We start from the raw sequence: 12,676 nt of genomic DNA on the forward strand, positions 1-12,676 counted from the left end.
TAATTTTTTGCGTTAAATAATTGGTGTTTCCTCCCCGTATCCATAGATATATTTTTATTATCGGACTTATCGGTTTAGCGGCCGGTATGATGTTTGGAACAGTTCCTACCAGTATTCCGCAATTTGTATTATTTGGTAATTGGTTGCTGGAAGGTCGCTGGAAAGAAAAATGGAGTTTTATTAAGTCGAATCACCTGTTTTGGATTTTAAGTTCTGTTTTCTTATTGCATCTAGCCGGATTAATTTTTACTATCGATTTACCAAGAGGGATTGACGATATCCGCATAAAAATTCCAATGCTTTTACTGCCTCTTGTGTTCTTTAGTACTTCGCCTTTAACAAAAAGCGAATTGAATTTAGTGTTGAAGTTTTTTGTAGCCGGTGTTGTGGTAAGCGCGATGTGGTGTTTGTTTTATAATTTCTCACACGAATTAACCGACATACGTAAAGCCTCGCGTTTTATGTCACACATTCGCTTTGGCTTATTTATCAATTTGGCCATTGCTGTGCTGGTTTATTTCTTTAAAGAGACGAAAAGTATAAATGGCAAATCAGGTGTGCTTATTCTTGTTCTTTTTTTAATTGCCACCATGTTCGTATTAAGTCTGGTTACAGGTTTGGTAATGCTTACGATTATGGTGGGAGTGTATCTGCTCTATTTAGTGTTAAAGCAAAAAACAATTTTTAAAGTAGCGGGTTTATCAGCAATCATAATACTTTCAGTCATTGCATTTTATTTTTTTAAATCCGAGTGGCAACAATTTAACTTCGTTTCAACCGATAAATCAAACTCTCAAAAAAGCACAAGTTATTCAGGCCGCGCTTATTTTACTCCCGATACTGCCAATAAGCACAAAGAAAATGGTTATTACATCACGTATAATTTGCAGTACGATGAGTTGCATGAGCAATGGCCCTTACGTAGTAAATTACCCGTATATGGAAAGGATAAAAAGGGCGGGAAAGTCATTTGGACATTAATTCGTTATTTATCCAGTAAGGGTTTAACGAAAGATTCAGCCGGAATCGCTTCCTTAACCAATGAAGATATAGCTAATATTGAAAGCGGAGTAACTAATTATTTATATGTTGATGCATCACCGATTGCAAATCGATTGCATGAATTGTTTTGGGAATACAGAGATTATAAACAAGGAAGTAATCCCTCAGGTAATACCTTGCTGATGCGGATGGAATTTTGGAAAGCGGCGATTTACATTATTAAAAGAAGTCCTTGGATTGGAGTGGGGACAGGCGATGTGCAACGTGCTTTCGATAAAGCGTATTATCGCACCGAAACAAAACTTAGTCGCGAATGGCGCTTGCGTTCACACAATCAATTTTTAGCTATTACAGTTGCCTTCGGTGTAATCGGACTTGTTGTGTTTTTATTCTCACTTGCGTATCCGGCTGTTGCTTTGAGAAATTATTTGCACGGATTATACTTTGTGTTTCTTTTAATTGCTGTTGTGTCTTTTTTTACGGAAGATACTCTCGAAACGCAATCCGGCGTGAGCTTCTTCGCATTCTTTAATACACTTTTTATTTGGCTGGCTTCCTTCGCTAAAAAAGCAAAGCAATAGACTCTTAGAATTTATAATCCTTGTAGTCGCGGGTAAATTCTTTTTCGTCAAATTTCGGATTCACTTGTAAGAAGTGATAATTGTATTCTTCAAACAAACCTTTATCATCATACACTTTTACGCCAATAGGCAAATTGTAAAATTGATCGATGTAAAGAATAACCGTCTTCGCATAATAGTTTGGAACCTTAATGACTTGTCCGGGAGCAAGGATATCAAAGTAATCTTTCAATTTCGGATTCATCTCAACAATCATGTATTCCGCTACAAATAATTTTCTGGCAATAGAGGTTAAATTTTCGGAAGCGCCAACAGTATACGTAGTCTGCGCGAAGTCTTTGTTATTGATGGTGATTTTATGACACGGACGATTATTATAGCGTTCTTCACCGTCGTATTTTACACCGTCTTCTAACTTATCGCCGAATTTCAAAATCACATACTCAATAATGCTTCCAAAATAATCAAAGCCCATTTCGTTAATGGTGTGGTGCTGATCCTGACGCATTAAGTTCCCCATTGGGTCAAGATTCAAATTGATATAAGGAAATGAATTTGGTTTTACTAAAGCTTTTTTATCGTTGGTGCCTTGCGTCCATAATACTTCAATTCCCTTAATGTAAATGTAAAGCTGACGAGGTTTACGAATTAATTTAACCGACGATTCATAATGATTATATCCCTTCTTTCCGCGCTCTGTAATTTTAAGGCTGTACTTTAAACCCTGTACCTCCTTAATGGATTTTACCATTTTTAAAAGAAGCTCCTTTGTGTTTATAGCATCCTTGCTTTGTCCCAATACATTAGAACTCAAGATGGTAAAAACACCCATAAAAACCAATAAGCTGCGTTTCAAAAACATAGGGTCACAAAAGTAATATAGTTTTTGAACATTAGGTTGAAAAGCCTCTATAATTATTAAATTTTTTTACTTGATTTAGCCCCCCGTAAAGACTAAATTTGGTATTAAATGCTAAATTTGATGCCCCATTAAAATGTTGGTACAAAAAGCCATATTAAAAGGAATTTCCGAACTGCTGTATAATCACGATTATGTGGTGGTGCCGGGCTTTGGCGGATTTGTATCGCGATCACAAGCATCACATTATTCCTTAAACAAGGAAGTTTTATTCCCGCCTTCAAAATCAATTGTATTTAATGTACAGTTAAAGCAAAACGATGGCGTTTTGGCGAATTGGTTGAAGGAAGAAGTGAAATGCGATTTTATTCAGGCCACTAAACATTTAGAAGAATTTAGCGCACATTGTAAAATGTTGCTCGATACCAAACGTCGTTTGGAGTTTGAAAATTTAGGATTGTTTTATGTTGATTTCGAAAGCAACATTTGCTTCGAGCCTAAAACAGACGTCAATTTTTTAATTGATAGTTTCGGATTAAGCAGTCTTACTTTAAAAGAATTACCGGTTGAAGAAACAGTTGTTGTAAAGCATGCATTCGAACCGCAGGATCGTTTAGTAAAAGCGGAAGCTTCTGATAAATTACCGGTAAGGAAAACAAATTACAAACGCATTGCAGCTTTAGCCATCGGAATTCCGGTGATTGGATTTGCATTGTTGTTTGCCGTTAAGCAAATGCAGCCAAATTCTAATTCGTTTGCGGCAATATTTGGCGGAAGTTCCCACGCAAATTATACACCGGTGAACTATAACTCTAAATTCACTGAACTCGAATTAAGTCAGACTTCCAATTATGTAGTAGATGCCAATGGATACGCAGGTATTACATTGTTTGAAGACAAGCATGTTGCTGTAAATATTCATGCGGTAAATACAACGTCACATTCGGTAAATACAAATATGAGTCATGTTGTGTCATCCGGCCGTTATCAAGTGGTGATGGGATGCTTTAGTGTAAAAGCCAATGCACGCAAAATGATTAAAAAATTAGCCGCTGAAAATTTAAACGCTACAATAAGCGGTACTAATGCAAAAGGCATGTATGTGGTAAGTAGCGGCGGATTCGATGATAAAGAAAGCGCGGTTAATTTGCTCCAATCTATCAAATCAAAATACCCATCCGCTTGGGTTATGACTCAGGAGTAGTCGAATTTTTTTCCGATTTTTTCTTTCCTTCCTTATCACGCATGTTTTTGTAAATGGTCACAAATGCCATGAGTAATGCAGCGAAAATAAATAAGCCTAACAAGCTCCACACTAAACTTCCGGTTGATTTTACAACAACTAAGAAAACGATGCCCACTAAAAACACAGTGGCCAATTCATTATACAATCGCAATTGAAAAGAGTTCCATTTGAAAATCCCGGTACGTTGTTTGTTAAACAACATATGGCATTGCAAATGATAGAGTACTAAAAAGCCTACAAAAATCAATTTAAGCCACATCCACGGTTGTGTGAGGTAATAACTCCAGTTTAAAAACAACATCCAAAATCCAAACACCAAAGAGCCTATTGCACCCGGCCATCCAATGATGTACCATAGTTTACGTTGCATGGTAAGCAATTGTTCGGTGATGATTGTTTTTTCGTTATCAGGTTTGTTTTGCGCTTCGGTGGTATAAATAAATAAGCGCACCATATAAAACAGGGCGGCGAACCAGGTAACTACAAAAACAATGTGTAATGATTTAATATATAAGAAATCCATAGCGCTTATTTAAAACAAAGGTAGTAATTTAGCATCATAAAACAGAAACAGCCATGAAGCCAAAGTTTGCGCGCGAATCCCTAACCATTAATACAGAGGTGGTATTACCAAACGATACAAATCACGTTGGAAATTTATTTGGTGGTAAGTTAATGCAGTGGGTAGATATTTCCGCAGCGATTGCAGCGCAAAGACATTGCGGCAGAGTGGTGGTAACCGCTTCCATCAATCATGTTTCGTTTGATAATCCAATTAAACAAAACAGCATTGTAACGTTTGAAGCAAAAGTAAGCCGTGCGTTTAACAGTAGTATGGAAGTGTTTGTGGATGTTTGGGTAGAGAATCCGGTGACGGGACAAAAAACAAAATGTAACGAAGCTATTACAACCTTTGTGGCCATCGATCAAAACGGAGCGCCTTTGCCTGTTCCGCAATTGATACCGGAAACCGAAGAAGAAAAAAAGCGTTATGATTCGGCATTACGTCGCCGTCAGTTATCCTTAATCTTAGCAGGAAGAATGAAGCCGGATGAAGCTACTGAGTTGAAAGCTTTGTTTGTTAAGGATTAGAGGAGTTCGAAGTTGGGAGTTCGTAGATGGGAGTGAGTGTGGAATTATGTATGGTGTTGTCAGGCTGGTGTTATGTGCCGTTCTTTTACTCTTCGTCATCGTCAGTGTCCTCATAGTTAAATTCAACTTTGCTTTGAATTACTATTTCGTCAAGGATTTTATTTAAGTACCCTTGTTTTACGGCAGAATTAAATCTTTCGGTTAGTGTCGGGATATTTATAATTTCTTCAACGCAACTCATGAATTTGGTGACAATTGCTTTGGCAGAATATATTTTGAGGGCGTTTTCCTCAATCTTTTTTATTAGAACTTCACTTGATTCATTAGCTTTAATTACGAAAGTTATTGGGTATTTTTCTAATTTGTGAATGTCTAGGAAGTATTTTTTGAAATCCAATGTTTCAGTAACTTGAAAAAATCTACCAATTGGTTTCATGACAAAGTCAATTCCCCCGTCATTAGCGTTAGTTCTTCCTGTTTTATAGAGCGATAGATTTTCTTCTTTGAGAGTTTCTAATTTAAGCTCATAACCCCAGTAAATTTTTTGGTCATGATAGAAGTATTTTAAAATGGAATAGCTAATGATCTCAAATAATCTGGCGTCAACATTTGGGGCTAATTGTGAAAGTATAAACCCTTCAACTTCTTTATGCTTTTCTGGTTTCAAATGTTGAAGTTCTTGACATGAAAGCAAAAACCTTTCAAAAGACTGCATTTTTGTCTTCACATATTCATCAATGATTTTAATTACCGCTGAAGCGATGTCAAATTCTGTTTTGCCAATTTTAATTCGCAAAAGGTTTTGATTAAACCAATACCTTTCTGATTCAGCGATACGATTTATGGGAGTGAAATCAAGAGTTGGAAATAGATTTTCAAACTCAGAGTTCAAACGATTATTCAACGCGTGGTTTTGAAGATTTGTTCCAAAAGGAAGTTCTCTTTGTCTTTGAAAGAGTTTATTATAAATAGCGCCCTCGTAAGCAGAGTAGTCACCTTTTTCATGAAAACCATTGGTGATGTAGTCTTCCACCAAAACGTAAATAGCGTATATATTCGCAAAGCTGCCACGGGCTTTCGAACCCTTACTTGCTGATTTGGTCTTGCGGTTTAAATATTGGATTAAATGGCTATGCTTAAAAATGTCTTCGGAGTTTTTTCCAAAGTGCTTTGCTAATATTTCCTTAATGTTTGCGGTGAATGTATGTTCCATTTGGCTCTTCAAATAATTTTAATGTGTTAGCCGTAGCTATTTTTTCTGTTTCAAAGGTGCGAATTTCTTTTTTTAATTTCTCTCCTTTAAACTCTTTTGCTAATTGTAATCTTCGTAAGCCAATTTTTACATATTCGTCTTGCAATTCTATGCCAATGGAATTTCTACCAAGCTCCTTTGCAACAAAGCAAGTTGTAAAAGTTCCAGAAAATGGATCCATTACCAAATCACCTGCGTTAGAACTTGCTCTGATAATTCGTTCAAGTAAAGCAATTGGTTTCTGTGTAGGGTGATTTTCGTATTCTTCCATACGATAACGAACCCTTGAAAACTCCCACACATTACCAGGGACTTTTTCGGAATTGTAAACTGTCGGAACAGCTTTACGGTAGTCAATAAGTTTTCGTTTTGCTCCTGTTTTTGCTTCTACTAAAATGTCGTTTGTATTGAATGTATAATTATTTTTGTCTTTAACGCAAAACAAAATTGGCTCATACATTGAACCATAATATTTTTTTGCTTGCACCCCAGAACTATCATAAGACCAAACAAGTCTTGAAAGGATAGTTAATTTATTTCGTAAGTGAATATCAAAATAAGGCATAAATTGTGTCGCTGTCATTACATAAAAACTACCGTTTGGTTTCAGTTTTTGAATACACAGGTCTAGCCATTCATAGCACCATTTCAAATATGCTTCCTCCGTTTTCCATTTTTCAATATGTCCATTAAAGTTTTTACCGATATTGTATGGTGGGTCGGCAAATATTAAGTCCACTGAGTTGTCTGGTAGTTTTTTTAATGCTTCCAAAGCGTCTCCGTGAATAATTTTATGTTGTTCGTTTCCTAATATTTCCATTGTCAAACTTATATTTTATAATGTCTCAAAGATAGTCAAAACGCAGGTCGATTCTTTAGAGTCAAGGGTCGTTTTATTCACAAATTTCCAATCAAAATACTGTTCTTCAGAATGGCACATAACGTTCCGCGAGTAGACGTAGGCGGATATTATTGCTTCCTCTGTCTATACGCACAATGTTAATTTAAAGATACAAATGTTTATTAGCGAGTGCAAAATAAATTCGCGCGTCAGCGCACCTTAATTCCGCACCGATCGATGACCGAGTCCGCCCGCTTACGTTTATTTGCTGTTACTGGCTGGTGTTTATACTTTTTTAAATGGGTCGTCGTTGTCCATTGGTCGTAACGTTACGCCTTTAATGCGAAAACTAAATTGCTTGAAGTCGACTTTTGTATAACCACTACTCATAAGTATTTTCTTTATGCTGTCGATGGTTTGCTTACTAACATTACAGCCAAAATAAATTGATGTTAAAGATTCTTTGTTAAATGATTTTACACCTCTAACATTTGTCAATATGCGCCATTCGTCTTCTTTGCTCCATGCAGTGCGCTTGGTCAAAAGAGCCTTCGGTAATTCGTCCATGGAATTAATTTCAGGGAAAGCGTCGTCGTAAATTACTTTATTGAGTTTTTCATGAAGGTCAGGCGTCTTAGAGAGGTCAAATTCTAAACAAACACCTTTGTTATTGTCGGCATAATGCGCCCACATTAATTCGTTTAAAGCATTAGTCGTAAAACAAGAAACACTCCAGCCCATTAGTCCACCGAAAAGCATATTGTAAAAGCCATTCATCCAGTCATTAGTCTTGAGCATTGGAAGCATGATTTCAAAAAATTTGTCTTGACTAACGTCTTTGAATTGTGGTATACCCTTTTGAAGATCGGTAAAAAAGTCGCTGGAACTTTTCTTTAATAGTGAAATTAAAAACGCGTCTGAGAGCGCGTACTTACAGTCAAACGGGTCGTTAAGTTCATTTTGGTGCGAAAACCACAATTGTCCGTTTGTCAAGAGGTCAACAAGATGTTGATTAACTCTATGATATTTGTAAACAATATTTGGTCTTTCGGTTGTCGTCATAACACTTGCCAGTAACTTCCATATTTTACCCTAAGCTTGCAATCTTTGCAAGATTGGGATGATTTTATGACTCCAGCTAGGTAAGCTAATTTAAATATTTAAAAGTAAAATTCAAAGGTTGTTTTAGTTGGGAGTTCGCAGAGGGTGGAGCAAATGAATTACGAAATGTCTACGAACTCAATTAAAATCAATCTCCTTCACTAAGGAGCAATGAGACTTCCTCTTTTAATTTCGGAATATGATTAATCACGATGCTCCAAATTAACTCATCAGATATTTTGTCATAACCGTGAATGATGCGGTTACGTGTGCCAACAATTTTGTCTGCATTGTTTAGTTTGAAATCAGGGTTCTTTTTTGAAATTCTGTTAACTGCCTCGCCTATAATTTCCAAATCCCTTTCAATCGCTCTTTTTGTTTTAATGTCGGCTACATACTCTTCAAATAGTTTTTGTTTGCCATCATAATAACTTTCAATCTCATTGATGGATTGAAGTACGTCGTATAGCCAGGTTTTAATCTCTATGTCCATACACTATTTGTTTGGATGAGTCAATAGATTCTCTTAAGAAAGGATTATTAATGGCTTTATCCTCCAATAAATCTACTGGTCTTTGAAGTATTTTTTCAAGTGAACTTTTCAAATTAAAATAATTGTCGGCGTAATCATAAAGGCTAACATTGTTAAACGAAACAATAAAATCAACATCACTTTTTTTTGAAAATCCGGGAGTTAGAACAGAGCCAAAAACAAAGAGTTTAGAGACGTTATATTTTGAACATAAGTCCCTGATTAAATCAATATTTGACTCTAAAATACCCATAAGGTAAAGATACATTATTTTTTGTTGATTTTCAACCTTAAGAACTATGGACTCTCAGTCTACGAGCTACGAACTACCAACTAATCTCACATCAATCTCATTCATGCATTTGAAATGTCCTTTCGGGCATTTACCGTAACCTAACTTAGAACAAGGACGGCATTTTAAATTTTTTACTTCTAATAGTTGACTGCCTTCACCCGCTTTATATGGATACATACCAAACTCAGGAATGGTATTTCCCCACAACGAATAAATCTTTTTGCCAAAGGCTGAAGCAATGTGCATGAGTCCGGTGTCGGAGGTTATTATAAATGATGAATGTTGAATGATGGATGCGGATTGATTGAGCGAGTAGTTACCGCAAATGTTGATGGCGTTTTTACATTTTGAAACCACTTGCTCCGCTATGCTTGAATCTTCTTTTCCTCCCAATAAAACAAGAGGGAGTTTAGAGTTGTTACAGATTTCAATTAATTTATTTACCGGAATTTTTTTGGTGTAATAAGAACCGCCCACCACCAAAGCTATGTAACCTTTGTTTAATTCAGAATGAATGGTGCTGAGGTCGACATTGTCTTTTTCCGAAATAAAATAATCTAATCCCTTGCCGTCATCTTTTACGCCTAATGAACTAACGGTTTGCAGATAGCGCTGAACGATGTGTATATCGGGTAAAAGGTTTTTACTCTTTAAAGCAACAGCTAAAAATTTTCTGACATTTAACTTATCAAAGGCTACACTTTTTTTTCCGAGCGCTAACTTTAAACGGCGGCTGCGAAGATTGTTGTGCAGATCGACCAACACATCGTAGTTTTCCTTTTTAAGTGCCGGAATAACTTCATTAATATCTTTTTCGAACGTAATGAGTTTATGAATATAGGGATTGTGTTCCAGTGTACTTTTAAAAGAAGCTTTGCATACAAAATGAATTTCAGCATTTTTAATTTGTTGCGCACAACAACGAACCACCGGCGTTGTTAAAACAATATCGCCGATAGAGCTGAAACGTATGATAAGAATTTTCAATTAAATAAGTTAACTTTGTAAAGTTAGCAAATTGATTTAATTTTCATGTTCATCGATACACATACACATCTTTATTCCGAAGAATTCAATCACGATCGTAATCAGATTATCAAAAAAGCCATAGGTGCCGGCGTTAAGAAATTATTTTTGCCCAATATCGACAGCACAAGCATTGAGGGGATGTTGCAATTGGAAAAGGAATATCCTGAGAATTGCTTTCCTATGATGGGTTTGCATCCTTGTTCGGTAAATGAAAATGTGGAGCAGGAATTAAAAATTGTGGAAGAGTGGTTAGGGAAAAGAAAGTTTTGCGCGGTTGGTGAAATCGGTATGGATTTATATTGGGATAAAACTTTTTTCGAGCAGCAAAAAATGGCCTTTCAAAAACAAATTGATTGGGCTTTGCACTATGATTTACCCATTGTGATTCACTGTCGCGATGCCTTTGATGAAATATTCGATGTATTGTCTGCAAATAAAAAATTACCAAAAGGAATTTTCCATTGTTTCAGCGGAAATTTAGAGCAAGCGAATAAAATAATTGAATTGGGATTTAAATTGGGAATTGGCGGCGTGGTGACGTTTAAAAATTCGGGCTTGGATAAAGTGGTTGAGCAATTAGATATGCAACATTTAGTTTTGGAAACGGATTCGCCTTATTTAGCGCCGGTACCGTTTCGAGGAAAGCGTAACGAAAGTTCCTATTTGATGATGGTTGCCGAAAAGGTTGCGCAACTCAAGAACTCAACAATTGCTGAAGTAGCAGAAATTACCACCAAAAACGCGGAGGAAATTTTTAATTGAGGTCTCCCGCAGATAGCGCGGATTTACGCAGAGGATTTAAAATATATAAATGGTCAGTTCGTCTCAATGGCTATCGGGAGTAGTCGCGAACTGATATAACGTGTCTCGACTCCGCTCAACGTGACATATTAAATAAATTCTTCGCGTTTAAAATAATCGACAATGGCATCAATGATTAATTTGTTTTGATGCTTTGGCTCCAGAAATGGTAAATTCTCTTTTAATTCCCAATGCGGCCATCCTTCTTCATCACGACCTTTATACTCGTAAAAACCAAAGGGCTCCAATAGTGTGCAAATCGCAATATGCATCACTTCCAGTTTTTGATCCTTTTTAAATTTTTGATGAAGTTTGCCGAGCTCTTGCAATCCGATTAAATATAAAATGGCATCATAATCCATTTCATTGCCGAAGCGCTCATTTAGTTTTTCCTGTAATACTTGCCAATCACTTTTCATCTCTATCGCGCTTAAACAAATCAAAATGGGCTTCAATAAATTCCAACAAATCTTCTTTACCTGTCTTTTTCTCGGCGGAGGTGATGATGTAATTTGGTTCGTCTTCAAAAATGTAAGACACCTTTAATAAGTAATTTTCCAGATTTTTTTTCAATTCACTTTTACTGAGTTTATCGGCTTTTGTGAATACAATACAAAACGGAACATTTTTTTTGCCGAGCCATTCCATAAATTCCGCGTCAATTTGCTGAAGCGGTAATCGGTAATCAACCAATACAAATAAACAAACAAGATTACTGCGCGTGGTAATATAATCTGTAATGATTTTTTCAAATTCGCCTCTAACAACTTTACTTGTTTTAGCGTAACCGTATCCGGGCAAATCCACCAAATACCAATTATCATTAATTAAAAAATGATTAATGATTTTTGTTTTTCCGGGAGTGGAAGAGGTGTGTGCTAATTTATTATTGTTGCACAACATGTTAATGAGTGAACTCTTTCCAACGTTGCTTCGTCCAATAAAAGCATACTCCGGCATCACCGGTTTAGGGCATTCCGTTATTTTGGCCGATGACTTGGCGAATATGGCTTTTTTTATTTGCAAGATAATTTCAATTAAAGCAATCCTTTTTCCTGTAAGTAGGAATTAAGATGGCGTTCTTTTTTGCTTTCATAAATATCGGAAATCCTCACCAGGATACCGGTTTCTTCAACGCCACCAAACGTTGGGTTAATGGCAGTACCAAAAACACGCATGGTGCTCGATAAATTCATGTAAGCATTCATCAACGGCGGAATGTTTTCACCCAAGGCACGTACTTTTTTGTTTAAAACACTGTGTCCTTCTTTATACGGTAAATTTTTTATTTCATTCAAAAAATCGGTAACATCCGTTTTATGTTGAACCGAATGAATGGGTTTAACTAAGTTATCCGGATCCGGAAAATAATGTTTTAAAAAAGCGAGTATATAATCACGTGCCGTTACATTAAAATCGGTGTACATGGTTACTTTACCATAATAGTATTGAATGTATGGGTTGTCGATTACAATGGCTCCCAATCCGTCCCATAAATTATCCAAACTAAATAAGCCCTTTCTGAATTGCTCCGAAGGTTGATACATGGGTTGAATAAACGAGCGACCTAATTCAATAGTATAGGGTAGAAATTCAGCATAAAATTTCGGACTGAAATCAAATAGTTCGGTCGTTGCTAAATGTACTTTTCCATCTCTAAATTCGGCATCTTTACAGGCAATATAGCGGTAGGCTCCAACTATTTCCTGATCTTCCGGGTTCCAAACCAATAATTGCTTATAAGGATGTGAGCTTAAATCATATTCATCTATATCAATTTCTTTACCGGTTCCGCCACCGGCATGTCTAAAGGTCACCTCACGTAAACGGCCGATTTCACGCATAACGTTAGGCGAATCGTTATTAGTGATAATATAAATTTCGTTATTGCCGTTATTGGTCTTACGCACATAGCGGTCTTTGTTCAATTCGGCCACAAGGGCCTCTCTTGGAACTTTGTCAATTATTGGCTGCATAGTCAATAGGCCATAAAGATAACCATTAAAGTAGCAAACTAAAATGCTAATAATCCATAATTTTATTAT

At 36.3% G+C, this 12,676-nt stretch carries 15 protein-coding genes; 4 read left to right on the plus strand and 11 right to left on the minus strand.

What is annotated here, in order from left to right:
- Positions 1–23 precede the first annotated feature (23 nt).
- The gene (locus J0L69_04385; GenBank protein ID MBN8692408.1) at positions 24–1,583 is read left to right on the plus strand and encodes an O-antigen ligase family protein; all 1,560 of its coding nucleotides are present in this window, start codon (positions 24–26) and stop codon (positions 1,581–1,583) included.
- A gap of 4 nt (positions 1,584–1,587) precedes the next feature.
- On the opposite strand, the gene J0L69_04390 is transcribed toward J0L69_04385, so the two are convergent.
- Entirely contained in the window at positions 1,588–2,445 is an 858-nt protein-coding gene (locus J0L69_04390) for a DUF1571 domain-containing protein (GenBank protein ID MBN8692409.1), read from the minus strand.
- Positions 2,446–2,578: 133 nt separating this feature from the next.
- On the opposite strand from J0L69_04390, the gene J0L69_04395 reads away from it, so the two are divergent.
- Entirely contained in the window at positions 2,579–3,646 is a 1,068-nt protein-coding gene (locus J0L69_04395) for an SPOR domain-containing protein (GenBank protein ID MBN8692410.1), read from the plus strand.
- Here the strand turns inward: J0L69_04395 and J0L69_04400 are convergent.
- Positions 3,630–4,211: a CopD family protein gene (locus tag J0L69_04400; protein ID MBN8692411.1), complete on the minus strand. Its 582-nt coding sequence runs from the start codon at positions 4,209–4,211 to the stop codon at positions 3,630–3,632. The genes J0L69_04395 and J0L69_04400 overlap by 17 nt on opposite strands.
- Positions 4,212–4,264: 53 nt before the next feature.
- Here J0L69_04400 and J0L69_04405 point away from each other — a divergent pair, with 53 nt between their 5' ends.
- On the plus strand, positions 4,265–4,780 hold the full coding sequence (locus J0L69_04405) for an acyl-CoA thioesterase (protein ID MBN8692412.1): 516 nt from the start codon (positions 4,265–4,267) through the stop codon (positions 4,778–4,780).
- Between the two features lie 85 nt (positions 4,781–4,865).
- Here the strand turns inward: J0L69_04405 and J0L69_04410 are convergent, their stop codons facing one another.
- The 6 genes from J0L69_04410 to J0L69_04435 all read right to left on the minus strand — a co-directional run bounded on the left by J0L69_04410 (position 4,866) and on the right by J0L69_04435 (position 9,788).
- On the minus strand, positions 4,866–5,993 hold the full coding sequence (locus tag J0L69_04410; protein MBN8692413.1) for a restriction endonuclease: 1,128 nt from the start codon (positions 5,991–5,993) through the stop codon (positions 4,866–4,868).
- Complete coding sequence (gene yhdJ / locus J0L69_04415; GenBank protein MBN8692414.1) at positions 5,965–6,852, minus strand: adenine-specific DNA-methyltransferase; 888 nt, start codon at positions 6,850–6,852, stop codon at positions 5,965–5,967. Before yhdJ ends, J0L69_04410 begins: the two co-directional genes overlap by 29 nt.
- A 306-nt stretch (positions 6,853–7,158) precedes the next feature.
- Positions 7,159–7,935, minus strand: a complete 777-nt coding sequence (locus J0L69_04420; protein ID MBN8692415.1) for a DUF2971 domain-containing protein — start codon at positions 7,933–7,935, stop codon at positions 7,159–7,161.
- A 187-nt stretch (positions 7,936–8,122) separates the two neighbouring features.
- Positions 8,123–8,467 (minus strand): DUF86 domain-containing protein, encoded by a 345-nt coding sequence (locus J0L69_04425; GenBank protein ID MBN8692416.1) that lies wholly within the window; start codon positions 8,465–8,467, stop codon positions 8,123–8,125.
- Positions 8,451–8,759: a nucleotidyltransferase domain-containing protein gene (locus J0L69_04430; GenBank protein MBN8692417.1), complete on the minus strand. Its 309-nt coding sequence runs from the start codon at positions 8,757–8,759 to the stop codon at positions 8,451–8,453. Before J0L69_04430 ends, J0L69_04425 begins: the two co-directional genes overlap by 17 nt.
- 66 nt (positions 8,760–8,825) lie before the next feature.
- Positions 8,826–9,788 carry a glycosyltransferase family 9 protein gene (locus tag J0L69_04435; GenBank protein ID MBN8692418.1) on the minus strand — a complete coding sequence of 321 codons (963 nt, stop codon included), beginning with the start codon at positions 9,786–9,788 and terminating at the stop codon, positions 8,826–8,828.
- A gap of 45 nt (positions 9,789–9,833) precedes the next feature.
- On the opposite strand from J0L69_04435, the gene J0L69_04440 reads away from it, so the two are divergent.
- The gene (locus J0L69_04440; GenBank protein MBN8692419.1) at positions 9,834–10,592 is read left to right on the plus strand and encodes a TatD family hydrolase; all 759 of its coding nucleotides are present in this window, start codon (positions 9,834–9,836) and stop codon (positions 10,590–10,592) included.
- A 128-nt stretch (positions 10,593–10,720) separates the two neighbouring features.
- Here J0L69_04440 and J0L69_04445 read toward each other — a convergent pair whose 3' ends face one another.
- The 3 genes from J0L69_04445 to J0L69_04455 are packed head-to-tail and all read right to left on the minus strand — an operon-like array spanning position 10,721 to position 12,607.
- Positions 10,721–11,050 (minus strand): hypothetical protein, encoded by a 330-nt coding sequence (locus J0L69_04445; GenBank protein ID MBN8692420.1) that lies wholly within the window; start codon positions 11,048–11,050, stop codon positions 10,721–10,723.
- A complete protein-coding gene (locus tag J0L69_04450; GenBank protein ID MBN8692421.1) occupies positions 11,040–11,657 on the minus strand; it encodes a YihA family ribosome biogenesis GTP-binding protein in 618 nt (205 codons plus the stop codon). The genes J0L69_04445 and J0L69_04450 overlap by 11 nt, the downstream gene beginning before the upstream one ends.
- A gap of 11 nt (positions 11,658–11,668) precedes the next feature.
- On the minus strand, positions 11,669–12,607 hold the full coding sequence (locus J0L69_04455; GenBank protein MBN8692422.1) for a GNAT family N-acetyltransferase: 939 nt from the start codon (positions 12,605–12,607) through the stop codon (positions 11,669–11,671).
- Between the last annotated feature and the right edge of the window lie 69 nt (positions 12,608–12,676).

The sequence above is a fragment of the Bacteroidota bacterium genome, assembly GCA_017303905.1.
Taxonomy (GTDB): domain Bacteria; phylum Bacteroidota; class Bacteroidia; order B-17B0; family Aurantibacillaceae; genus JAHEYG01.